The 26,993-nt window shown below is 35.2% G+C and carries 13 protein-coding genes; 1 reads left to right on the forward strand and 12 read right to left on the reverse strand.

Annotated features, from left to right (window positions below; translation table 11 throughout):
* Positions 1 to 10 precede the first annotated feature (10 nt).
* Positions 11 to 307: a phospholipase D-like domain-containing protein gene (locus tag AC4D4B_RS13670; RefSeq protein ID WP_491000278.1), complete on the forward strand. Its 297-nt coding sequence runs from the start codon at positions 11 to 13 to the stop codon at positions 305 to 307.
* A 76-nt stretch (positions 308 to 383) separates the two neighbouring features.
* Here the strand turns inward: AC4D4B_RS13670 and AC4D4B_RS13675 are convergent, their stop codons facing one another.
* The 12 genes from AC4D4B_RS13675 to AC4D4B_RS13730 all read right to left on the reverse strand — a co-directional run bounded on the left by AC4D4B_RS13675 (position 384) and on the right by AC4D4B_RS13730 (position 26,976).
* A complete protein-coding gene (locus AC4D4B_RS13675) occupies positions 384 to 2,600 on the reverse strand; it encodes a HelD family protein (protein ID WP_491000232.1) in 2,217 nt (738 codons plus the stop codon).
* 294 nt (positions 2,601 to 2,894) lie between these two features.
* On the reverse strand, positions 2,895 to 6,062 hold the full coding sequence (locus AC4D4B_RS13680; RefSeq protein ID WP_491000233.1) for a DEAD/DEAH box helicase: 3,168 nt from the start codon (positions 6,060 to 6,062) through the stop codon (positions 2,895 to 2,897).
* A 15-nt stretch (positions 6,063 to 6,077) separates the two neighbouring features.
* Positions 6,078 to 8,627 carry a BREX-1 system phosphatase PglZ type A gene (gene pglZ, locus AC4D4B_RS13685; protein ID WP_491000234.1) on the reverse strand — a complete coding sequence of 850 codons (2,550 nt, stop codon included), beginning with the start codon at positions 8,625 to 8,627 and terminating at the stop codon, positions 6,078 to 6,080.
* Between the two features lie 126 nt (positions 8,628 to 8,753).
* Complete coding sequence (gene pglX, locus AC4D4B_RS13690; RefSeq protein WP_491000235.1) at positions 8,754 to 12,239, reverse strand: BREX-1 system adenine-specific DNA-methyltransferase PglX; 3,486 nt, start codon at positions 12,237 to 12,239, stop codon at positions 8,754 to 8,756.
* Positions 12,240 to 12,248: 9 nt separating this feature from the next.
* Entirely contained in the window at positions 12,249 to 15,737 is a 3,489-nt protein-coding gene (gene pglX, locus AC4D4B_RS13695; protein WP_491000236.1) for a BREX-1 system adenine-specific DNA-methyltransferase PglX, read from the reverse strand.
* A gap of 15 nt (positions 15,738 to 15,752) precedes the next feature.
* Positions 15,753 to 19,313 (reverse strand): BREX system P-loop protein BrxC, encoded by a 3,561-nt coding sequence (gene brxC, locus AC4D4B_RS13700; protein ID WP_491000237.1) that lies wholly within the window; start codon positions 19,311 to 19,313, stop codon positions 15,753 to 15,755.
* A gap of 20 nt (positions 19,314 to 19,333) precedes the next feature.
* The gene (locus AC4D4B_RS13705) at positions 19,334 to 19,873 is read right to left on the reverse strand and encodes a DUF1788 domain-containing protein (protein ID WP_491000238.1); all 540 of its coding nucleotides are present in this window, start codon (positions 19,871 to 19,873) and stop codon (positions 19,334 to 19,336) included.
* A gap of 12 nt (positions 19,874 to 19,885) precedes the next feature.
* Positions 19,886 to 20,482 carry a DUF1819 family protein gene (locus tag AC4D4B_RS13710; RefSeq protein WP_491000239.1) on the reverse strand — a complete coding sequence of 199 codons (597 nt, stop codon included), beginning with the start codon at positions 20,480 to 20,482 and terminating at the stop codon, positions 19,886 to 19,888.
* A 15-nt stretch (positions 20,483 to 20,497) separates the two neighbouring features.
* Complete coding sequence (locus AC4D4B_RS13715) at positions 20,498 to 22,777, reverse strand: HelD family protein (protein WP_491000240.1); 2,280 nt, start codon at positions 22,775 to 22,777, stop codon at positions 20,498 to 20,500.
* 174 nt (positions 22,778 to 22,951) lie between these two features.
* On the reverse strand, positions 22,952 to 24,076 hold the full coding sequence (locus tag AC4D4B_RS13720; RefSeq protein ID WP_491000241.1) for a YkvI family membrane protein: 1,125 nt from the start codon (positions 24,074 to 24,076) through the stop codon (positions 22,952 to 22,954).
* A gap of 212 nt (positions 24,077 to 24,288) precedes the next feature.
* Complete coding sequence (locus tag AC4D4B_RS13725) at positions 24,289 to 25,452, reverse strand: NAD(P)/FAD-dependent oxidoreductase (RefSeq protein ID WP_491000242.1); 1,164 nt, start codon at positions 25,450 to 25,452, stop codon at positions 24,289 to 24,291.
* A 186-nt stretch (positions 25,453 to 25,638) separates the two neighbouring features.
* Positions 25,639 to 26,976 carry an aminotransferase family protein gene (locus AC4D4B_RS13730; protein ID WP_491000243.1) on the reverse strand — a complete coding sequence of 446 codons (1,338 nt, stop codon included), beginning with the start codon at positions 26,974 to 26,976 and terminating at the stop codon, positions 25,639 to 25,641.
* Positions 26,977 to 26,993 lie beyond the last annotated feature (17 nt).

Below are 26,993 nucleotides of genomic sequence, written 5' to 3' on the forward strand. Positions count from 1 at the left end.
AATTGATATAATCTTTCATCAAAACGATTCAAATCTTAAAGTTTTAAGAAGTAATTGGCCTAACGATTTATTATTACCAAATTTATACTATTGGAATAAAAGTGAAAATGATACCCTTTCAAGTTTACATTCCAAACTCATTTTAATTGACCAGGAAAAACTTTTAATTACTTCTGCCAATTTCACTTTACACGGTTTCCATAAAAATATTGAAACTGGGATTCTAGTAGAAAATCACCCTATTGTTCAAACATATTGGAAACAATTCAGAGGATTATTAAAAATGGAACAAATAAATAAAGTATAAACGTAAAACCAGATTCCTTAATCTCGGAATCTGGTTTTATAATTTTTAAACATGATTAATATATTTTTACTAAATCTCATAAAAAAGCATAATCTCCCTCATTGTAAACATCTACAGATTTTATTCCTTTTAATAATGGAGATAATTCCTGATGATAATAAATTTTAATATAGTGGTTAGCCCTTGTTACAGCGATAAATAATAACTTAGAATCTAAAGCAGTATTATCATAATTAATATGGCTGCCATTCGGAATAATTACAGCATCAAATTCAAATCCCTTGGAAATAAACGCAGGAATAACTATAACGTCTTTAGTAATGGACTGTTCTGTATTACTGACTAATTGTATACTGGAGAAATATTTGATTAAGTAATCATATAATGACTTTGATTTTTTTATATCTTTGTGTATTAAGGCTATTTTTTTATAGCCTTTTTCTTGTAATTCTTTTATGGTGGCTATAATTCGTTGAGGCAACAAAGAGGGATCTAATATTTTTTCTATATCAACATCTTCTCCTTGTCGTCCTACCGGGATTATTTTAGGTGCATCGATGATTCCATTGTTTTTTATAATTAGATTTGCTACTTCCAAAATAGGTGTTGTGGATCTATAACTAGTGTTAATCTCAAGATAGCTTACTTTGTCTTTATTAAATACCTCATTAATTAAAGGATTCCAATTATTAATTCCATTTTCCAAATACAAATTTTGCGTTACATCCCCAAGTAATGTGATTGAATTGGCAAGGAGATTAATTACATATACTTGAAATGTGCTTAAATCCTGTGCTTCATCAACAACTAAATGCTTAAATTTTCTACGAACTCCATTAAGTAAAATGTCTAAATACATTAATGGGGCCATATCTTCATTTCCGTATATTTGAGTGTTTACTTCAATATCTCTAGTTTGCTTTAAGAGCTCCAGTTTCAATATCTTATTATACGTAGGTATCACTTCAAAACTTTGCCAGTCTTTTTTATAGTCATTCCATAACTTTTTTATTTCTGCTTTAACTTTTTGTTGTCTATACATATAAACCTTTTCAAGAGATTCATATGTGCTTGTTCTCAACTCATTTTCTTTCGGTACACCTTTAAAAATGACTTCCAAAATGTTATTGAATTCCTTTTGCAGCTTTTCAAGTTCGGATTTCAAAAGATAGTCAACCCATTGCTTTATATATTGATATATTTCTTCGTTTTTTCTTTTCAAAGATAAATAACTTAAATCATCATAACGCATTAATATTTGCTTTCGTGAAAGAGTTATATTTGTTTGGTTAATAGGATCAAAATATTGTATTTCTCCTATTTTATTTTTAAAGTGTTTTTCAAATTCCTGTATATACTGGTCAATCTTCTGTTTAAAAAGGATTGAATTTTTATAAACAATGAAATCATCTTCCGATTTAGAAATTATCTCTTTATTTTCACTAATTTCATTTACATCTATATCATTCATAAATAATTTAACTAAGGATTTAAAAGTGAATTGAGGCACATTTTCAATTTCAAGAGCCGGTAGAACAGATTGAATATAGCTCAAAAACATTTCATTAGGTGCAATTATTGCAATATCGTCTATATTTATCTTGTCTCTATACCTGGTCAATAAATAAGATATACGCGTTAAGGCTATCGAAGATTTACCACTTCCAGTCACCCCCTGAACAATTATTGAATTTTCAATAGGTAATCTAATTATTTTATTTTGATCTCTTTGGATTGTCATGATAATATCTTTTAGTTGAGTTTTATTATTTTTCTCTTCCAGCAAATCCATTAGAAAATTATCGTATAAAATTTGATTTTCAACTTTCTTACTGTTTTCATGCTTTAAAGTAGATAATGTATCCTGATAGCTTTTTACTTTCAATTTATCAATTTTAAGAGTTCTTTTTAACAAAACATTAAAATCATATTTTTGTCCATCTGATTTTTCAATCTTGACTTTACTGTCCCCACCATGGAATTGATAAAACAAATCACCGACGGAAGATTTCCAGCTATAAATAATATCTTCATGCTTATCTTTGGCAACACCTATATGTCCAATATAAAAACTTATACGTTTCCCATTCTCGTATGTATCAACGCGACCAAAATAAGGATTCTTTTTTGCATCCAAATAATTATTTATAAATTTTCTGTTTGTTCTTTCGAGAATAACATCATTCGATTGATTATTTTTCAACTTTTCACTCATTTTATTAATTGTATTATCAATCTCTTTTATTGTATTATTTAACTTTTTTTGTTCTTCAATCAGGATTTTATTCTGCATACATATTCACCGCTTTCAAAAGTGACTTATCGCATTAAATTTATAGCCATTTAACGAATTTGAATTTTCTAAATCAATTCAAATTCACATTTACTATTTATAACAATTTTACCTAAATTAGTTAGTTGTTGTAAACAAAATTCAAGATTAATATCCTTATTTTATGAGTCAAAATCTTAATATAAAAATTAAAGGGAAAACTTTTAAAATAAATCATTTTTTCTTATGATATACAAAACACCTCTCAAATGAATTAGAAATTTTTATCTAAATCACTCGAGAGGTGTACATTTATTAAATATCCAATTTTCTTATTTCTACCAAGCATCCCTCTTCAACCAAATAAATCCAGATATTTCGTCTTAAATCCCCTAAATCACGAATATGGATTTGCGTAAGCTCGACCTTATTATTTGTTGTCAAAATAATAAACCTATGGTTTCCATCAAAATCTTCGCTAATGAAATCAATTAACCCCAGAGAAGGATACATTTCTATTACTCGTCGTCCATTTTCCTCTTCGAAATGGTGGATAAGTTCTCTATAATCATCATTAATTACTCGATACGATATATTCATAGAAGGTTCGAGTATAAATTTCCCTTTCAAACTAGGCGGTAAGATATTGATGTTTCTTTCCCTCTCCACTTCCTCAATCCTCAGTTTCCTTCGGTCCTCAATATCATAGAGTTGGGATTGCATTTGATTGATAAGCGCAGAATTTCTATTATCCTCATTTTCTCGTTTATATTTTTCAAGTCTTTCAAGCGTATTGTCATATTGTGCATTGAAAGCTCTTCTTAAGAATTGGCGTTTTTTATTGAGCTGTTCTTCCAAGGTGAGTGCTAGTTCTTCACGTTTTTTCATTGATTTCTTTAGAGCAGATGCTATAAATGATTTACTCTCAGAAAAAGATTGTGGAGAAACATATTCAAATATACCTAAAAACAACCAATACGAATCCAGTTCAACAACCTGACCATTCTGGCGTTTAGCAAAATAAACAATATCCTGAAATAATTCTCTTCCAGTACCATCAGTTAAACGAATGGTATAGCTTTCTACTTCAAGCTGCTCTGGTATAGGAAGTTCAATCCTATATTGTAAAACTGGCGTACTTATTAGCGTTTCTTTCTCTTTCAATAATGCCACTTCATAGAGAGGATGATTATTTTCCATCAAAAGTTGATGCTCATTTACTGCCTTTTTATCGCTAGTGAAACGATAACTCTCCTCTTTATTTTTCAATACAATTTTATTTGCACGAGCAAAATCTCTCAGACTTCTTGGAATACGATCTACCCTATACACTTCTCCCTCTTGCTGCTCATGTATACGCACTCGATGTTCACGTAAAATGGAACATGTGAATCGACTAAATACTCGATTTGGTATTCGATTAACAGCAATCTTTAATTGATCATGCTGCATTTTATTTAAATCCAGAGCATCCATTCCAAATCGCTCTTGTTCAGTTTGTTTTAGTAATTCTTCATATTCATCACTAATCGCTTTATTGATTTTCCCTTTAATATCAGCTAATGTTTCGCGATTCAAAATGGAATTCTGCATAAGTGTCGGTAAACTTGTATTGAACTCTTCCAGTCTTTCACCAATAAAATCATAAACCAAATCAGCACCCAAATCTTTTCTCATACTTTCCATTTTTGTAAGTAGCGTTGCTAACACATCGCCCTCTCTCGTATTCCTAGCTACTAAATTAAAAACAAATACTTCATTTTTCTGTCCAATACGATGAATACGTCCCATTCGTTGCTCTAGCTTATTCGGATTCCAAGGGATATCATAATTAATCATTTGATTGCAAAATTGCAAGTTTATGGATTCACCACCTGCATCTGTCGCCAGCATAACTTGTAAATCGTTCTGAAAAAGCTCCACCTGCCTACGGCGTTCTTCCATTGAATAACGTCCCATAATTTTGGCTGATTTTATGCCGCAATGAGCTAATTTTCGTTCTAAGTACTGTAGTGTATCGATCGATTCAGTAAAGATTAATAATTTTTCGCCTTTAGAAAGAAGGCCACAGTCCCCAAATAACGTCTGTTCTAGTTCTCGGAATTTACGTTCTGTATGGTACATTTTTAACTCAGTGCTTATTCCCAGCAAACGTTCCAATTCCATAATTTCTACTTGCAGCTCATTAACGTCCACAGCATCAATAGAACCTTCACTTTCTTGTTCTATATTCTCTTGTTCTTCATATGAAATCTCTTCGTATTCCTCACTACTAAAATTCAGCTCATTGATTTCTGTTTGTTGCATGAGCTTCAATCGTTCCAGCCGTCTCTGTAACGAGCAGTGAATTGCTTCAATAGATGAGCTCAATCTTCTTTGTAATAGCATCATAGCGAATGCTGTACCATGCTTTTGCCGTAGCAACGCCCGATTGAAATAATTCTTCACATATTCTGTCACTTGGTTATACAGTTCCAATTCCAGCTGGGATAAGTCATATAGAATCGTTTGTGTCGTTCGTTTCGGAAATAACGGTGAACCATCAAATTTTTTCAAATTCTCTTTCAAACGTCGAATGATAAATGGATTTGCCTTATCTCGCATCGTTTCTTTAATACCGATAGATGAAAAAATATCCTTATCAATCAATCGCATGAGATGACGGAAATTCTCAACATCCCCTTTATGCGGCGTTGCCGTCAACAACAAGCAATGTGGTGAGTTCTGTAATAAGCTCTCACCCAATTTATATATTTTCGTTCGACGCGTCGTTTTTTTCTTTCCGCTCGTTGTATAGGCTGCCATCTTATGCGCCTCATCCACTATGATCAAATCAAAATCCACTTCCATAATAAGAGTTTTGATTTCTTCTCGAGCCGACCAATATAAAGAAGTTAATATACAAGAATGTTCAGCAAACGGATTTCCATTCTGTTCATTGATTGAAGAACGGGTAAGAATCACAAATTCTTCCTGGAACTTTTCATGCAATTCTTCCTGCCACTGCTTCAACACTAAAGGCGGTACTAGGATAAGTATCCGTTCCGCACTTTTTCTTGCTTTCAATTCTCGAATCAACATGCCCGCCATGATTGTTTTTCCTGCACCCGGATCATCCGCTAATAAATAGCGAACTGTCGGTGTTTGCAGCATTCGACCATAAACTGCTTCAATTTGATGTGGCAAAGGGATAACCTGATTATTCCCTAAAGCACGCGACTTGGAAAACTTCTTATCAATCATTAATTCCCAATACCATAGATGAGCTTGCAGCTGTGATGGACTATAAGCTTGTATGGCTTGTTGATTCAACTTTTCTATGGAAGAAAGCTGTTGTTCAAATATGATTACGGGAAAATACACATTAGACTCAAGTCCACGAGCTTCAACATGATATACGTCGGGCTGAATGCGATGAATCTCTTTAATTTCAACAACCTCTGACCATACAGGCCCCTTTACAATGTCACCAACCTTAAGCAACATGCCCCCTCCTCATTACACACTATACAGCTTCAACACAAAATCTTCTTCCCCGTAAAAGAATGTTTCCCTACCTGATACATCCTCCATTCGAAGCGTACAACGATCCCCTGTCTTATATCGACCTTCAAACAAATGGAATGTTACTTGTATTTCACGATCCTTCACTTCTCCTGTCCGATCAAACGTCACATTCACTTCATTGGATATTCTCTCGCCGTTAAAATAAAATGACATACGTAATGAACGAGATGAATATTCCCCATTTACTTTTTCTTCTTGGAAAAACGGCACATTTATTTGATAAGAAGTAATATTATTTGTAATGGATGCGACACGGACATCTACCCGTTGTTCTGCGGTTTTCTTCGCTTTTCCGCGAATTTGTCGGTATTCCAGTAAAGGAACAATACATTCCTGCGGCATTGCACCGCCATGAACAAAACGCTGTCCGCCTTGTGCTGTAAATCGATTTAATCCTTTTGCTACGACTGTTTCCATATCTAAGCCTAAATAATCCAAAGATACGCGCATTGTACCATCAGGCGATGACAAATGACGTCCAATAGCGAATCGGCGGTTACGGTCATAAATGTCCCCTTCAATCCGTTCTGTTTTTTGATAAGTTTCCACTTGACCTGATTGATACAAGAATCCATGATCACTCGTCATATAAATACGGACAGCCTCATATGTGCCTGTTAGTTTTTTCACAGCTGACTTAATCTGTTCGATTACTTTCTCAACAGAAGCATACGTATGTTTCTCCGTTTTAACGTCGTCTCCAATAGCATCAATGAAGTTATGATAAAGGAATACCACTCGTTTTCCACGAATAAGCTCATGCCCCTGCTCTTTATTCAATTGCATAAAGTCCAATAAGTCATAAGCGATTGAATCGACTACCTTGCTTTGTAACAGCTTTGTTCTGTTTAACATACCTTTCGTGGATAGCCCATCCACTTCTACAGTACCATTTTCAAGAATATTGGTTATGTTTCCTGGTAATAGAGCCGCCATTCCTAATTGAGTATACGAAGGCAATATACCTTGCATAGCTTGTAACGAAACCTCTGCGTTCAATACATTAGCGAATCCTTCTTTCAACTCATATCCAATTTCGAATCGCAGTGCATCGGATATGATAATAAAAACACGCTCACGTGTCCCTTCTAAAATCGGTTGAATGCATTTACGGAAAAATTCCTGTTGATGCAAGATACCGGGTATGTTCCATTGTGTACCTAACTCCTGAGTCATGACTTGATCTGTCCATTGACCCCACTTTAACAGAAACACATTTTCATACCAGTACGTTAGCTTCTCGTACAAATTCGCAACAAGCTCATTATTTTCCACAGCATGATAGCAACGGAACATCTGACGATAACGATAGTCAACCTGGAATTGCTTTTCTGTGTATAGAGAAAACCACTCTTCACCGTTTCTTGGGACTTCCGCCAGTTTAAAACTTTCGCGAAGGTCATAAACGTTTAGCGCTTCTTCCAAAAACAAATACATACGTTCAAATTGCGTATGATACCAATAACTGCGACTCCGTTCATGAAGAATACTTCTCCATTCCCTCACTGGAAGAGCATCCTGCATCATTAACTGGTGCATCATGTTTACAATGTTCTCTTCAATAACCTTGAATGTATCGCACTGAATAAACGGCTCATATGTATACGTCCGTATTAATTGTTGAATGTTCCATTTCTGTTGCAATTCGACTAACGCATTCGCCAAACTCTCATGGAGGTCACTTTTTAACCAATCATCAATAAATACTTTACAAATATTTGGTACGGAGCTTTGATAAGATAAGCCGCCCATATACTGATCCTCAACATTCATAGCAAAATGCTGAAAAACAATCGATTCGATAATATACATCAAACGTTTTTCTTCAGTTGACTGCAATCCGAAATACTCTTCCACTGCTTTAAAGAAGATATTACTATCCATGAACTTCTTAATATTTACTAACGCTTCATTTTCGTCTTGAATGCCACCGTTTTTCACGACACCCTTCAGCAGCTCCGGAGGATTAATATTCGTCGCACCCACCAATACTGCAAGCATCGTCATTTTCACATCATCTTCTGTTGGAATATTCGGCAAAAGTTTTTCAAAACGACTAACCCTTTTTTGATTAGCGAAAAACGACCAATGTTCTTTCAAAAAAGCGCGAATCGGCAGATGATCAATCCGTAGCTCCCTCATCTTAATCGCGATTTCATCCGCTACAAATTCGCCGTACTTCCCGCCATACAACAACATATCTAACAAAAAGTTCTCGCTGTTTTTCGGCTTCTCAAACGGTGCATACAGCAAATAAGAATGCTCGGTATCCTCCAACTCGAACTTCACCTTCGTTCGAAAAGGATTGTCCTCTGTCAGCATCCATAAACGAATGCCATCTTTAGCTAAAGCTGCCTCAATCGATTGTATATCTCGGTAGCTGCCATTGGGATCATACCAAAACACTAGCGCACGATTACTGCCTTTATTATGTTCAAGCTGTTTGTGAAATAACGACAACAGCTCCTGTATTATATTCATAAATGACACCACTTTCTGTTTACACTACTACTGCATCTTTATCATATTATTGATCTGGGCTCACTTCAAGTATCGACATAAAAAGCGCTCCAGCTCCTATTATGGAACTGAAGCGCCTTAAATACATTAAATCTTCGCTAGCACATCTTGTAACTTCGCATAGTTTACAACAACTCCATCATCCAAATCCAGCGCAATTCGCTGATTTGCCAATTCAGCCAGTTTCTTATCAAATCCGACAAGCTCTTCTTGCTGTGCCTTAATGGTTGTAAGTTGCTTACTATACCGTTTCTTCATCGCAGCAGTCAGATCCGGATTCACCAAATCTTGCTCCAAACGACGCTGTTCCGAACGTAGCTTTTCCTGTAAATCTTGAACATATTGAAAACGTGTTTTCGCAAGTGTCTCAGTATTATAACGATGCAAGTAAACAAGTGCACGTAAACCTTTCTTCTTACCGGAATCAATCATCCAGTAAATCGGGCGTTTACTATAAATCTTGCAATGATCTTTATAAAACTCATCAAAGAAATAACGACGCAATCGCTCTACTGGCGTTTCATTGTTCTTCATTGTCAATGATTCAGCCAACCAACGGAGATTTTCCGATAGAGTATTCTGTCCAAAAATTGTAACCAAAATCGTTTGCAAACGACTGACTATATCATCCTCAAAATACACATTTTCCGTTAGCGGTAAAATACCGTCTCCATCTGGAATAAAGGTCTTATATTTAGTTGGATTCCACTCCCCGCCAGCATAAGCCAAACCATCTTCGTCTAACGAATATCGTCCCATCATTAAGCCAACGCAATAGGAAAGGAAACTTCTCGCATCACGCTCTCGATTTGCACGACGGACTGTGATTTCCTCATCTAGCACTTCAGGTGTTAGTTCGTCTTGTAAGCCATAAAGCTCGATGAAGATGCGATTTATTTCTTCTTCATTTTGTTGCAATTGACGAAATTGGGATTCGGCGTGAGATTCCCAATTTAAGTAGCAGAAATCTAATGTTTGTGCATCTTTTCGGTATGTTAGTAATGGATGACAATCGAAATCCCAAGAGGTTTCGAACGAGTCCCAATCAACTCTAGCTAAACTAACACATTTTTCTACCAATTTATCAACACTTTCGAAATTCTGGATCTCACTTATATTAAATGGAATATTCCTTATATCTCTAACTTGATAATTTAGAGTCGGAGCAAGATATTCAAGAAAATGCCGTCCTATCTTAGAATTCAATATACCAAGTATTAGACTAGAATATAATTGATTCTTCACAAAAATCGTTGATCCTCCCTTATCAAAAGTAGCATGACTAGGAAGCAATCTGAAACTAGGGATAGCATTTGTGATTAATCCCCATGTTATACCTTCTTTATACCAAAATTCTTTTGGTATTATTTGAGAAGCATGTCCAGTTCTGTATATTTCTCTGGCATTTTCAGACCAGTCTACTAACTCTGATAAGTTACCATACCAACGTCTAAACCCTCCACCTTTTGCATAGAATCTCCATTTACCTCCATTGAGCATATAATTATCTGTACTTATTTCCCAAAAATAACGTAAAAATCTACTATTATTGCCTGTTACATTCTGACTTGCGGAAATTGTATAGTCAAACAAATTAACATTTTTTGAAAACAACTTTCGGACAGCATCAGTCATCCAATAAGTTACTAATACTCCAGGTGTATCATAAAATTTTATTTGAGATAAAGAATTGAATCTTTCATTTATAGTAGGAAATTTAATTGGAATTCCTTCACTATCTATTTCATAGTACCTTATGCACTGGTAGATAGCCTTATAAAAAGGCATAATAGTTTTCCGAAAAACGAATGCAGAAGTTCCGAAATTTATCCCTAAACTTGTCCTTCCACGCCCCTCATACGGCATGTGTAGAAAATTAGTAATAAACGAACTATCAAATAGATTTTTTCTTAAATCAACAAAGGTGTTTAAAAACATCCAAGACTCCATAGTAATAAGGGCTGAATAAGAATTAAGTTTATTAAACATCATAACTCTTTCAATAAACACTGCAAACAAATCTGATTTTGAATCCTTATAATGTTTTTTCACATATTGATTTAATTCGGAGGTCATCCCTTTCGCTCCCATATACGGTGGATTGGTAATAACCACATCATACTGACTACTCAACATCTTTCCTTGTACAAACAATTGCTTAATTTCTTCAAGTCGCTCAAAAACTTCAAAAATATCCAAATCCATTTGTTTAGAAGAATTTTGTAGCTCATTAATTTTTGCTAAATAAGTATCATAATCAATCTTTTTAGGTTGTAGTATGGAACCATAATTTTTTGCATTAATAAATCCTTCAAACAAAGTTTTAATTTCGACATTTTCACCAGTTGTTTGTCCTAACACTGCGGCAACAGCTTCACTTGGTATATCATTTGATTCCTGAATGGAAATTACATTCAATTTGGGTGGATTACGGAAGATTCGTTTGGATTTCTCACGTGCTTTCATTAATAATGCAAAAGATGCTAATTGCGCAGCACGATCATCAATATCAATTCCATATAAATTATTCTCTAGTATCAACGTAGGAATTTCTCTTGGTGAATAACCACGTTCTTCATAAATTTTATATAGTAAATCAAAGGCGTATACTAATATGTGACCTGATCCACATGCTGGATCAAGTATAGTAATTTCTTCGGGACGAAGATTTGGATTTCTCAACTCGTCCAATTGCTTTTGAACGTCTTCCTCTTGTTCAGCCGGTTCAACATAGTATGTCATCTCTTTTTTGATGCCGGATTCCGGATGACTTTCTAACCACATTTGTCCAACAGAGTTTTCTACCATATAGCGAACTATCCAATGCGGGGTAAACAACTGAGTCGCAGCTGGAATGTTTTCTTTTGTAATCTTTTTATTTTTACGTAGACCTTCAAATACTTCATCTTTCTTTTCAGATATATAGTATTGGTATAACCAACCAATTACTTCTACATGCTCAAAGTTATTATCATCCATATCACGTGCCAATTTATTGATTAACGAATCTGCATGCAGTAATGAATCTGGCAACAATAACTCTGTGTAATCTGTCACTTGTTCAAACAGGAAAGGCATTATTGTATGTAGCTCATTACATTGAGCTACTAATAATTTACGATATGCCCCTTCACGGTCATTTTGATCTAAAAGAGTACCTACTTCCGAAACAATCTTTTCAGGGAAATAAGTGTGGCGATACTCTGTTAAAATATCCGGATCAATTTTCCCAAGCGTTTCACTTGATAGCACTCGAATACGAGATGGTAAGTAATCATGTACCTCCATGTATCGAAGAGCAACCAGTCGGTTAAACCATGTATATGCCACTTCTTCAATGACATTATCATAACCTTTTATTTCCACCTCATGAAATAGCTTTTCAAAGCTTTTTCTATATGAAATTGAGTATTTCTCATTGTTGACTTCAACGTAATCTATACCAACGTGCATAGGAACACAGCCTTTGGATGTTAGTCCAAAGGTTGTGGCACGCAGGCTGATTTGACGCCGAAGTTCATTACGAGCGTATATCGCAAATTCTTTTAATTTCTTTTTATCCAACTTCGACACACCTTTTGATTATTTAATAGTTGCTAATACGTCCTGTATCTTTTTATAATTTTCAACAACACCATCGTCTAAATCCAACGCAATTCGCTGATTCGCCAATTCTGCTAGTTTCTTATCGAACCCGACAAGCTCCTCTTGCTGGGCTTTAATAGTTGTAAGTTGCTTACTAAAACGTTTCTTCATCGCAGCCGTCAAATCTGAATTTATCAAATCTTGTTCCAAACGACGCTGTTCCGCACGCAGTTTCTCTTGCAGATCCTGTACATACTGGAATCGCGTTTTCGCCAACGTTTCCATATTATAACGATGCATGTACACAAGTGCACGGAAACCTTTCTTCTTACCTGAATCAATCATCCAATATATCGGACGCTTACTGTAAATCTTGCAATGGTCTTTAAAAAACTCATCAAAGAAATAACGACGCAGACGCTCCACTGGCGTTTCATTGCTCTTCATCATTAAAGATTCTGCTAACCAACGAAGATTTTCTGATAAAGTATCTTGTCCAAAAATCATAACCAAAATAGTTTCCAAGCGGCTGACCACATCATCCTCAAAATACACATTTTCCGTTAATGGTAAAATACCGTCTTCATCGGGGTTAAAGCTCCTATACTTAGTTTGATTCCATTCCCCGCCAGCATAAGTGAGACCGTCTTCATCAAGCGAATAACGCCCCATCATTAATCCAACACAATACGAAAGGAAACTCTTCGCATCACGTTCTCGATTCGCACGACGAACTGTGATTTCATTGTCTGTAACCTCTGGCGTCAATTCATCCTGCAACCCATAAAGCTCGATGAAGATATGGTTGAGTTCTTCTTCATTTTGTTGCAGTTCTCGAAATTGGGATTCGGCATGAGACTCCCAGTTTGTATAGCAGGTTTCTAACGTTGGTGCACCGTTCCGATATGTTATGAATGGATGGCATTTGAAATCCCATGATATTTCATAGGAATCCCAATCTGTTTGTGAAAAAAAGATGCACTTAGTAACTATCAGCTTAATTTGTTCAATCGCTATTTTTCCAGTATAAACTACTGGTATCCGGGAAATATCACCGTTAGTAAAACTTAGAGTGGGATTGAGTTTACTCATAAAATTAAATGCTATTTTCGAACAAAAAATTCCTAAGATATATAGTATCTGATCTTTATCTTTTGGAAAAGCGGACCTTCCGGTATCATCAAAAATAAAACCTTTACCTTTATATCTTGAGCCAAATTTAGACGAACTTAATTTTGTCCATGTTAGACCTTCTTTGAAATAAAAAGAGGTATTTTGAGGCCTAGATTTTAATTTACCATTATCTGATTTAAAGTTTTTTATTTTTTCTCCATCGTTGTACCAATAAACAACCATTTCATTGTTACCATACCATTTTCTAAAGTTACCACCACTATTACATGGAAACCACTTATGCCTTAAAGATAAAGTATCTCTTATATTTGAGTATTCAAAGCCAATATCATCTTTCGATACCTCAAACCAATGTCTTTGAAAAATATTATTATCGCCAGTTGCTAATCCCGCCTTAGGTTCTGCAATTGATTTTATCAACTCTTCCTTACGAAAGATTTCAAGTTCTCTTTTACTAGCCCAATAAGCAATAGGTATACCTGGTATGGATTGTAATTCGTTTGTCTTAATTTTATAAAGATATTCTACATGTTCTTTACTAGCCGCTTTTTTTACAAACTCGCATTGTAAATTTGCACCCTTTTCTTCGATACGAATATACAGCCCTTCTGTTTCATTTATTTGATTGTGTAATACAAATGTACTAACAGCAACGTTGGCAATTTCATAACAAGAATGGTATTCTGGTTGAACTAGACTTGATATACTTTGATTATTTAAAATAAAATATCTTAGTTTCTCATGTGAGCTTATAAACATCCAAGTAAAGGGTGTCATTAATCCGGCAAAACCATTTTTATTAGTCATTTGTGAACAACGATATATGAATGCAGAATATAAATCTGACTTATAGTCCTTATAATGTTTATCCATGAATTTTTTCAAAAAAGAATTATACTTATTATGGTAAGGTGGATTAGTTACAACGACCTCATACTTTGTCGCCAATAGATACGCTTGTCTTAATAAAGGAAGTAATTTCTCCTGCAATTCGAGAATATACGCCTCATTAATTAAATCAACTGTTTCTAAATTAAAGTTCTCAATAATTTCAATATATTGCTGATAATATTCTGCTGTTTGTTGTGGTACAAGTAATGAGCCAAATTGCTTAGAGTTTTCAAACAGCACTGTTACCTCTTCAACAATATTTGTATCTTCTATATAATCCTTTAAAAAAGAAATGGCTTCCTCAGAGATTGCTTCACTATCGATAAACTCTATAATATTAAATTTTATTTCATGTGCTTTTCGCAAGAAACGTCTATTTTTTTGTTGGCCTTTCATCATTAGGGCAAAGCTTGCTATCTGTATGGCTCTTTTATCTATATCAATTCCGTATAGATTATTTTCTAAAATTAATTGAGGTATATCACGTTCCCGATACCCTGCTTCTTCGTACATAGCATACAATACATCAAAGGCGTATACTAAAATATGTCCTGATCCACAGGCAGGATCAATAAATTTAATATCTTCTAATTTAGTTATATTAGGTACTGGAAGAGGTTCAGAGGATTTTAAATAGTACTCCCACTTAGAAGCTAATTCATTTACTGGTTTCCACTCATCATACAGTTTTCCTAATGAGTTTTGAACCATATATTGTACAATCCATTTTGGCGTAAAAAGTTGCGTAACAACTGGTAAGTCCTCTTTCTTAACAGCTGTGTTTTTCAAACCACCCACTTGTTCTTTTCGTTCCGACATATAGTATTGGTATAGCCAGCCTAACACTTCAACTTCTTTAAAGTTGGCTTCCTCTAAATCAAGAACAAGTTTATTAATCAACGAGTCCACATGCAGTAATGAATCCGGCAGTAACAATTCTGTGTAATCCGTCACTTGTTCAAACAGGAATGGCATGATTGTATGCAATTCATTACATTGTGCCACTAGTAATTTACGATAAGCCTCTTCTCGATCGTTTTGTTCTAAAAGCTTACTTACACCAGAAACAACTCTTTCAGGGAAATTTGAATGATGATACTCTGTTAAAATATCCGGTTCAATTTTTCCTGGTGTTTCACTTGATAGCACACGAATACGTGATGGGAGGTAATCATGCACTTCCATATATCGAAGTGCAATTAGTCGGTTAAACCATGTGTAGGCCACCTCTTCAATGACATTGTTAAAACCTTTCACGTCTACTTCGCGAAATAGCTTCTCAAAGCTTTTTCTGAATGACAAGGGGTATTTCTCGTTGTTCACTTCTACGTAATCCAAACCAACGTACATAGGAACGCAACCTTTGGATGTTACTCCAAAGGTTGCGGCACGTAGGCTGATTTGACGACGAAGTTCATTACGAGCGTATATGGCAAATCCTTTTAACGCGCGTTTGTCCATCGGTCAATCTCCTCTTTAATGTGTGATTTTAATGTGTTTACCGCTTTGCAGCTGTTGTACCAATTCTTCACGGACCTTTTCCATGAACTCATCTAGTTCATGTTCATTTGTTATTGTTACTTCACTGTGCAGTACTTCTGTTGGTGATAGTGTAACGACTTGAGTGACAATGCCTTCATCCGAACTACCGCCATCTTTTCCTTTTGAAGCGATGTATTGCGCCCATAATTCTTTCACTCTTATATTTAAACGATCATAGTTTGCATCAGCCGCTTGACGATATACGTAAACTTGTGAAATGCGTTCCGTAGCTTTTAATTGTTCTATTCGATTTTCTAATTCCGCAATTTGTTTATTCACTAATTCTTTAATTTCTTCCAAATCATAGCTATTTAATAAACTCAACATCTTACCTTTAATTTTTTCAAGCTCCTGCACATTTTTATCTAGCTCTTTTTTGACATAGTGATTTAAAGCTTCTCTCAACCGTCCATTCAAAACAGGTAATTCTGAGATATAATCATATGGTTTTTCCATTGTAAGGATGTTGATGATTTTATTTTTAACCGCTTGAACTGTTGAATCGTCAATTGCAATCTCAATATCATCACCACGCTCTTTCAGTAGCTTGACACTATCATCAAAATGTCTTATTGCACTCCCATGGTAGAAACTGCGAATATCCAGCAACTCTTCTGACCAATCAATAAAGTCATCTTCCATGTTAATAAAATCTTCCACAAGACGTTCACTATTCGTTTCACTTAACAGGTCATCTAACGAATTACGAATCCGTAATAGAGTTGTTCCTTCCGGATAGGGATAAATGCTGTCTTCGTATCCCTTCTTACTTAACATGTTGGCAATAGGTTCTTTATATTGTTTCGCTATTTGTTCACGGATGTTTCTTGCAATTTCTTCGTATGTTTCGCCTACTTCATAAAATTCAAATGCATCCTTCATGACATCGATTACATCTTTACGGATTCGTTGTGGTACGATAACGACAGCTTCAATAATGAATTTTTCACGTTCCGATACTTTCAGCATCCGTGATACAAATTGAATATCGTCTCTCTTCACCAGCTCACTCAAATACGTTACTTTGATTTTATGATCATGTAATAATCCCGCTACAAGACCAATTATATCTAAGTCGTTCCAACCATTTGGCGCTTTTCCGAATTGTTCAATCAAGCCTTTTAAATGAATGACTTGTCTGCCTCGGCGTTCATCCAAATAACGCAGTACATCATCATAGGCATTATGATTACGGCGTAGACCGTCCAACTCAAATGGAATTCCGGAACGGGCATATTCCGATATTGTATTCTCAGCATCTTTTACATTAATAGGTGTTGTAATGTAACTCAACTTCCCATACGTATTCATAATCAGTTTTTCAAAGGCAGATTTCACTTGATTTTCAATAGAGCCTGTAAAGGAACGATATTCTTGACCTTGGATGAAATAAATCGCATTGGATGCTGCTTCAATTAAGGCATCTTTTGCTTTTAATTCGAATTCACTCACTTGCTGGCGTTTATCTTCTAATATGCGTCTTTGTCTTTCCGTTAAACTCGATCCCATTTTTTTACCCGCATACACAGTTATTTTTTGGGCATATGCCATTGGACTGTAAAAACATTCTACATACTCTTCAGGAATATATAAAATAAGATTTCCTGAATTAGCATTTGCTCTCGCTTGATCAGCTGTATAATCATCACCTGTATAGACGAGCAAAGCCAGCTCCTGCGTACGCGTTCCACGATCGGCGCTATTGAACTTTTTGTAAAAATCAAAGTTCCTTACCTTTTGATACGTATAGGCACGCATAGAAACTACATCATCAAAGAATAACTTTTGCAACTCATTTTGAACATTCGCTTCATTAATCGGTTCATTTTCAATTTCACGAGTCATTTCTTGCTCATCGTCGCTCAAAAAGACAAACGTACGATCAGCGTTTTCCGCAATTAATAACTTGCTGCGCAAACGTACCAGTGCTCGCTTAATATCTTTCTCCAATTCATTTTTAATGCAATCTACGCTATCTACCATTAAGGTAGTGATGTTTTCAACAGTTGCTTTAATTTCATCGATTCCCTTGATCATGAATAATACCTTAAGCACTTCTACATCAAAGTCCTCAATATCACGCTGCTTCGCATTCGTAATGGTCGCAGCAACAGAAGTGGTTAAAAACCGCTTGACCGAATCATAAAAAGCCGAAAATGGTGCTAACTCACTTTTTTCCTTGTCTTTCAATAGAACAGCCACATCCTGGAAAGCATTTAATAAAGAACGTTCTCCTTTAGAAAGGTGGGCTCCTGCTTCTCCTTGTTGACGAACTTTATTGAACACTCGTTGCAGCAATTCTACTTGATATGGAACAAAGGGATAAATGGCTGCATACTCTTCTTCATTTTTATAACCATTCAGCAGTACGCATTTATCATCAAACATTAACGTGTTATTCACGCTTTGACCGCTTAAATCAAAGTCTACTTTTAAACTATCTGCCATTGCTGGTTTCTTATCCAATAAACGTTTTTTAATAACTTCATCAGTGTTGGAACTTGTTAGATGAATCTTGGTGCCAAAACGTCCCTGGATTTTCGAAAAATTATCATGACCAGCAATTTTTGTGACAGAATCTAATTGTTCTTGAGAAGTTACAATGACCCATACCTTCCCATCACAATAGTTTCCGATGTCTTCAACAACAGATTGCAGATTCAACATTAAATCATTGTTATCTCCAATATACTGTCCGATTTCATCGACTAGGAAGGTTAAACGGTAATTATCACCTTTCTTCTTCACATATTTAGCAATTAACTTAGCTAAATCATCCGAACTGATTTCAAAATTTGTCGTAGCCGATTTCAGTAGACCATCTGCTGTTGCTTCATCGTATCCTAAACGTCCTAAAGCACCGATAAACGCTTTACGTTTCAATTTGATTCTAGCACGTGATTCTTTCCATGGATTACCGTCAATTTCCTCAAAGTATTTGACAAAATCTTGATAAATACCTTCATCATCCAATTGACGTTCTATATCAGCAATCCATAATGTTGAGGAATATCCCAAGTAAATATTAAATACCTTCAGGAATACCTCTACAATCATGGCTTTATCTCTTTTGCCAGCAGCGGCTTTGGAATCGATATTAAACAAAATGGAATCACTTTCATAGCTGGCTGCTGTTTTCATTAAAGCGAGCAAACGAGCATCTATTCCTTTGTCAATGAAGTAATCAACCGCCCGTTTCCCCATGGCTGTTTCATTATTTAGTAAATAAGATAATATCTTTAAGAAATGCGATTTACCGCTTCCAAAGAAACCAGAAATCCATGCACCGATTTTCGTTGTATCGTGTGTTAAGCTATAAACATAGTTGTCATAAAAATAGAGCATGTTTTCATGAATCTCTTTTGTGACGACGTATTCCTCCAGCTCATCCTGAACAACTTTCTCGTCACTTTGCCCTGCTTGAACCACTCCATTAATTTCACGATCGATGTCTTTTTTAAACAGCTCTTTTATCGTAATCGTATCTTGTAGCAATTGTGTCCTCTCCCTCTTTCTTATATCTCAAAAGCACGATAATATCCATTGGTCTCAAATTCATTAAATAGTTTCAAACCTTGCCCTGTATAGGAACCAGGATAGAAGATAATGATGGGGGTATTCGTTACTTTGGCATGCAATTGATTCAAAAGTTCATGGGTTCGCACCAATTGAAAGACGCTGCCTACCCCTGTAATGAAAACAAGTTCTGCCTCATCTGCCACCTCACCTATTACATCCACTAATGCTTCCTCTTCAATCGTCGGACGAATAGCCTCTAACAGCTCTTCAGTTCCCTCTTCTTCTTCAAATTGTTTCAAGCCCTCCAAGCCAATATCATCAAACAAAGAAATTGTTGTTTGCAGCAAATTAACTTCCCGGACTTTAATCGGAAGGTTTTTGATCATATGTTTCACACGTTGACGAACTAACAGCTCGAATTCAGGTGAGTAGGCAAAGATGAAATAAGGAACTTCATTCCCAAGTCCCCTCATTTTTAAAAAGTCTTCCTTTTGTATCTCATCGGATAAATGGTTTAGTTTCTCTTGAATATCCACATCGTTCCTCCGTTAATCATTTAACGTATATAATAATAAATCATTATATTGTTCGTTCTGTTTTATATACTGCTTCAAGTCTTTACTTAGCGGAATCGGTGTTATTTTATATTCTTTCCCGTCCTTCGCCAACAACTCGGCATCTGTTAATATCTTTAATGTTACTTGTTTGATTTTATAACGTGTCTTCTCCGTCCAATTACGAACCGATTCATGATGTTCTGCTTTCTCATCAATAAACGATTCTACATTTCCATCCGTAATGACATCCCTATACATCTTCTTATTATAATGGATAAGCTCCAAAACTAATTCTTGCGGAAAAGCAAAATGCCTTAAAAACGGATAGAGTAATAACGCGTTTTGATCAGAACGAGAACCATTAATCAATATTTTCTTTAAAGTCTCATCCAAGTAGTCAGCTCTTCGATATACTCTAGGAAATATGTCCTTAATCGCAGCAGCACTTCTACATTGAAGTAGGTTATCATTAAAGACTTTTTCTCTTATTTCATCTTTGGTTAGCCCTTGCAATTGCAGCTCAGCGATTATCTTTACCTCAGGACGGTATAATCGCTCAGCCGTAAATCCGCCAGAATACATATTCATATCAGTCCAACTTCCTTACAACATTTTCTTTTTAAATTCTGCCCAACGATTCCACACTTTTAACCATGCGTAAAAGTCATAATAACGCTCACGGTCATCTTCAAATTTTTCATACATTTGTTCATCGGAGTCATCTATGAATAACAGGAGATCTTCTTCCATTTCAATCTTTTTCATAGGTTCTACTTTCGGCTCTTCATATGGATCATGTATATCTGTAATTAGCCAATCTTCAAAGGATTTTCTTGGCTTCGGTGGAGCGTTGACATCTCTTTCCTCCAGTAAAGGCGTCAGATTTCCCCGATAAAAAAGTCTTATTTCATGATGAGCACGGGTAATTGACATATACAGCATCTTTGCATGCTGTGTTTCATCTCTGAATGTCTCATTACTAACATCTTGGATGATAACAGCTTCAAACTCAAGACCCTTAACCAAATAGGTAGGAATGATTTCTACTTCTTCAGCTAAACTTTGATCAGCTTCTGTAATCACTTCGATACTACCAATCTTTTTACGAACCAATTGGTCAAAAGTATCAATTGCATCTTGTTTACTATTAGTTAATATAGCTATTTTGTGGTATCCTGAATCCTTATAATCATAGATTGCCGCGACCATTTCATCATATAAGGCTCCAATACTTTGAACATGTTGAATAGTTGGTTCTTTTCCTAATCGATTTACGGGAATGACCAAAGGAAAATCATAATTACTGTTCAATATCACTTGGTTAGCCAAATCCATAATTTGTTTGGTGGAACGATAACTGGTCTGAAGATATAATCGGTTTAATTCTCTTTCCGAAAATATATCACTTTCAATTTCTTCCCACCGATCCAGTCCATAAAATGAAAAAATCCCCTGTGCGATATCTCCTAAAATAGTCATAGATTTCGAATAATCTTTCATAATAGCCAGTTGGAAGGCACTGTAATCCTGTGCCTCATCTATAAAAATATGTTCATAGTTTAGTTTTTTTCCGTTTATCTTTGCATCCAAATAAATTAACGGAGCAATATCTTCATAGGTGAATAATTCTTTTTTTATCGATTTTCCATTCTTGAGAAGAAGGGATAACAAATTCTCTTCAATATCCGTATGAAAAGTATCAAACACCCTTTTTTGGAAGACGGATTTATAAACCAGTAATGCTGGAATATCATCCATCTTCTTAAGCAAAATAGTTAATTCTTTTTTTATATTGTCAGTTTTGAGCTTTATTCGTAAATCTCTTGCTCTTTCAAGTGCATCATATAGATTTTTTCTTTCTTTTCCTTCAGGGAGAACATTGATCCACATATGATAAGTTTGTTCAAATTCTTCCTCTATTTGTTTAGAATCAATACGATTATGTTTCTGACTCCAACCAACAATATATTCTTTTACTTTCTTCATTCTTTGGTTTAAAGGTAAGTGTGAGTAAAACTTATAGGTATCTACAATATCTTCTTTTTTTAATATCGTATCTGCATCAATAATTATATCACCATGTGGCAACATCGTTTCCCCTAAGTATTCCACAAAATCATCTAGCAATTTTTTGAACCTGAGGGAACCTTTGTATTTTGAAATTTTTGTGAGTTCCTCTTTATTTTTACTGTGCTGTAACGTAACATAATGCTCATGTAAATCAGGGATATTATTTACATCCGTAAAATGAGTGGAAGCCCAATCGTAAAAAGTACGTTGTTCAATCCCCTCTATCTCTATTTCGGGAACAATTTCTTTAATATATGAAAGGAAAATTTTATTTGGTGCCAAAATCAAAATATCTTGTGGTCTTAACTTTTCCTGATATTGATATAATAAATAGGATATCCTATGCAATGCAATTGTAGATTTACCACTACCTGCAGCCCCCTGAACAATAATATTATCTTTTAGAGGAAGTCGGATAATCTCATCCTGCTCTGACTGAATACTGGAAATGATATCCCTCAATTGGTGACCTTCAGTTGTATTAGTCAATATTTCATTTAGGTAATCATCCATATATTTTATTTTTCGGCCATCTTCTTCTATGATTTCAGACTTTCCAAAGTTAGAAACACTTTGAACAAGAGCTCCCTCTATCACAATACCACGCTTGCTTTTAATCTTGATTTCATCATTATTTATCAAAGTAAAAGTAGATTTAATACCCTGATAGCCATTATATAACTTACCGAGTTCTGTACGCCAATCCACTACTAAAATGTCATCTTTATCAGCAACACCTTTTTTACCAATATAAATGGTTTCCTCTCCAAATGAATCTTCAAAATCAAGCCGGCAAAAAGCTCCGATTATCACGGAGCTTTTTACATTATTTCTCTATTTTCGTTTGTTAGCCCTTTATTACTCGTTATGAAACTTGACGTTAACCATCTTAATTGAAGCCATGTATGCCGAACGGTACATACAGTGATGCGAGAGGTCAGAAGTTAATCACTCACTCCTACACCATTGAATTAAACTTTCTAATTATTATACACTTTTCTGTGTTGGTATTTCTGTGTCAATCTCGGTTTCCTTTTTAAACAGATTTCTTATCTGTTTAAATGCAATAGCTAAAAATAGGAAGATCCCTACATAACCCATAAATGGGTATAGTGTATCTACCATTTGACTAAAAGGGAATAGACTTCCTCCCACAATAGCGAAAATTGTTAGACCGGCAGACACCATTTTTATATTCCATTTAGGTCTAACTATTATTATTTTATCACATACAGTCCACAACATTGGTGCAGCTGTCGTAAAGATTCCAGCAAGAATTACAATAGAGTATACTACAGCAAAAACAGGATGGATATTATCTGCAAGTGCAATTAAGGGCGCCTCAACTCCTATCACTAATTTGATATTAGTAAGTAGAGCTAAGAAAACTATAGCAGTCATTCCGACATATAAAACGGAGCCTGTTACTCCTCCTACTAAACCTTCTTTACTACTATTTAATGTTGATCCCATTCTCATCATAAAGGCAGCGATTACTGACATACAGAAAGCGGCGTACAGAATACCAGACAACCATCCATAGCTCGAAGCACTAGAGACATCCATACTATTTATTATCTGACCTGCATTAAATATGCCTTGAAAATTATTTATGAGTGTAATAGTACTCACTAACACCATAAGTATTATTATTACTGCTCCTATGGAGCCAAGTATATTTAACAATTTTTTTAAATTTAATATTACCGATAGGAATACCGCAGCACCCATTAAAGTCATGCCAACAAATTTATTGATGTTAAACGTTTCTACAAATACCGCACCTACACCTGACAGCATGGTAGTTACCACACCATACAACATCAGGATGACAAACCAATCAAATAATGGTCCTAGGTATTTTCCAAAGTAGTAATTAAATACACTCTCATTTTCCTCTTTTTTATCATATCCTAGTTTTAATATAGATATCGAGGCCCAAACGAATAGAACCAATGAAATACAGAGGCCAATAATTCCTTGATACCCATGTGATGCATAAAACTGCAATGCTTCCCTCCCAGTTGCAGTAGCCGATCCGGCTAAGTAGGCAACAATGGCTGCTGGTATAATTATAAGCGTGTTAAAATTAAAATAGTTTTTCGTTTTCATGCTCAAATGTCCCTTTCCTACCATCCATCAGAATGATTTTTTTTCGGAATATTCAAGGTGTCAATATCTTAGTTACTGTATTTAATAAACTTCATTTCTAATACGCTTACACTTATTTCTCGAATTTACTTCTATCTACTTACGATTATTCATTTAATACAAAGGCCGCTTGGAAATATAGCGACCTGTATAAATAGTGTAATGGTTAATGATCACGAGAAAGATACTTCATTACTAAATCTTTTAGCTGAATACCTTTCAATATTCTCTACTTTATCTGTTTCACCATCTAAAATTAAGTCAGCCATAATTTCTCCAAATGCAGGGGAAACTTGTACGCCGTGACCTGCAAAACCTAAGCAATTATAGAACCCTTTGATTTCTTCTAGTTCACCGACAATAGGCTTAGCGTCAGGGGTAAAAGGATAAAAACCTGACCACCCTCCTTGATAGCCTAAATTAGTGAAGCCCGGCGCAATCTCTAGCAACTTTTCACTGATTTGGTGGATATAATCAGAGTCCACTCGTTGGTTATACTTATCTGGATCCACATCTTTTTCTGTATCAGAGAAAGATTCCCAATGTAATCCAGCAAATATTTTTCCACCTACCTCCTCCCTAAAATAAATACCAGAATCCTCCTTTCCAGGGATATAATCCATAACCGAAGGAACAATATGGTCAATACCTGGAGCATCTAATATTACGATTTGACGTCGATAAGCTTTCATTGGTAAATATGCGCCAACCATATCACCAATTTTTTCTCCCCAAGCACCTGCAGCATTAATGATATTTTCACATTCGAATTCACCTTGGTCTGTTACCACAGAACTTACTTGCCCATCAGTTACTTTTATATCCAAGACTTCCGTATTCTGTTTTGCATGAGCTCCTAACTCTTTCGCTTGTTCTATAAAAATAGAAGTTAATAAATAGGGATCAATATAAGCTGCATCCGGGTCATATAATCCTCCTTTAATTTTTGTGATATCTACTTCTGGAAGGAGAGATTTCACTTCTTCCGGAGAAACTACCCTTCCATTTGCCCCCAGCTTTCTTTGTAGTTTAGCAGCTTCTGTAAATCTTTCCATATCTTCATCTTCTCTGGCGATTCTTAAATATCCATTTGTTACATATGGTAAATCAAACTTTTCCTTAAACTCTTTAAATAATGGCATACTCCTCAAAGTATACTCAATGTCCTCTTTGTCCAAATAATTACTTTCCACAATTCCTGCAGATTTTCCTGTGGAAGCACTTGCATATGTCCCTTTTTCTAACAATAGAATATCTGTTACCCCTCTTCTTGCCAGTTCATAAAAACATGCTGCACCAATACATCCTCCACCAATAATGATCACTTTATATTTCATAATAAATCCTCCTGAAATTAAAATTTTTCTTTTACCTTAAAATAATTTTAAAAATTCAAAAAAATTATCTCAAAAAAACAAATAATTCAACAGACTACATATTGAGTCTTACCATCCTGAACAAATACTTTTCTGTCACTTATATTCGTTGTTGGAGTAACCTACTAGCTTTTATTTGGTTATGGTTTATGATACATATAAATTGGATTCAACCACTTCTAAGCTCTTTTTAAGCCTCATAATCAGCAAATCAATTTCTTGTTCAGTAATGATTAAAGGTGGTGCAATCATGATACTATCACCAGTTCCATCTGCATAAAACATCTGGCTGGGATAAACAATTAATCCATTTTTAAAGCATTCATTAACTACTGTAGAAGTGAGGTTTTTGGAACGGGGAAAAGGCTTCTTTTCCTTCTTATTTGCGATAAACTCTATTCCCCACATTAAGCCAATCCCTCGTATATTACCTATAAAATTAAATTGATCATAAAGATCTAACAATTTATTTTCTAAACACAGACCCTTCGTTTTCACATTACGTAACACTTCATGCTGTTCTATATAATTGAGCACTGCTAGTCCAGCTGCAGAACTAACAGGATTTCCGCTGGAGGTGAACCCATGGAAAAAACGGCTATTCCCGTTTTTAATCGCAGTATAAATTTTTTCATGAACCATTACTAACCCTAAAGGGACATATCCACTACTAATACCTTTGCCTGATACAATAATATCTGGCTTCATTCCCCAATTGTTTGAGGCAAATATTTCACCCACACGACCAAAGCCACACATCACTTCATCTGCAATCAGCAAAACATCGTATTTCCGACAAATTTCCTCAACCATTTTGTAATATTCATCTGGAGCAACTGCAACACCAGCCGATGAACCTATCACTGGTTCAAAAATAAAGGCTGATATACTTGCAGGATCTTCTCGAAGTATCGTTTCTTCGAGTTCCTTTGCACATTTTATTGCGTAATCCCTTTTATCCTCATCAGTCCCAAATTTGTTAATCGGTGCATTGATATGTGGGAAGGGAATTAAATTTGGTTGTTGAGGTTTACGCCAGTTCGTATACCCTCCTACACTCAAAGCACCTAATGTATGCCCGTGAAAACTTGGCCATCTTCCAATCACTTTATGTTTTCCAGTTTGCCCTTTTTCTACAAAGTATTGCCTCGCTAACTTCAAAGCTGTTTCGACACCCTCTGACCCACCTGCAACCAAATATGCATAATTTAATTCTCCTGGTGCCAATGATGCTAGTTTATTAGCATACTCTTGCAACACTTCTGTATGAAATTGGCTTGTATGAGCAAAAGAAATTTCATTCATTTGCTCATATACTGCATCAATTATCTCCTTATTACCATGTCCTAAGCTGACAACTAGAGCTCCTGATGATCCATCCAAATAATCCTTGCCTTCTTTATCAAAAATAAAGACGCCATGGCCACTTTTCGCAATAGGATAATGTTTATTTAAGTCTCTACTAAAAACATTTAAATTTGTCATTTTTCACCTTCATTAAT

The organism is Pradoshia sp. Z6_59 (assembly GCF_058267515.1).

Coding starts and splice junctions, on each gene's coding strand:
- pglZ (WP_491000234.1), bottom strand. CDS start 8,627: ATGAATATAATACAGGAGCTGTTGTCGTTATTTCACAAACAGCTTGAA.
- AC4D4B_RS13725 (WP_491000242.1), bottom strand. CDS start 25,452: ATGAAATATAAAGTGATCATTATTGGTGGAGGATGTATTGGTGCAGCA.
- pglX (WP_491000236.1), bottom strand. CDS start 15,737: ATGGACAAACGCGCGTTAAAAGGATTTGCCATATACGCTCGTAATGAA.
- AC4D4B_RS13710 (WP_491000239.1), bottom strand. CDS start 20,482: ATGAATATGTATTCTGGCGGATTTACGGCTGAGCGATTATACCGTCCT.
- AC4D4B_RS13720 (WP_491000241.1), bottom strand. CDS start 24,076: ATGAAAACGAAAAACTATTTTAATTTTAACACGCTTATAATTATACCA.
- AC4D4B_RS13675 (WP_491000232.1), bottom strand. CDS start 2,600: ATGCAGAATAAAATCCTGATTGAAGAACAAAAAAAGTTAAATAATACA.
- AC4D4B_RS13730 (WP_491000243.1), bottom strand. CDS start 26,976: ATGACAAATTTAAATGTTTTTAGTAGAGACTTAAATAAACATTATCCT.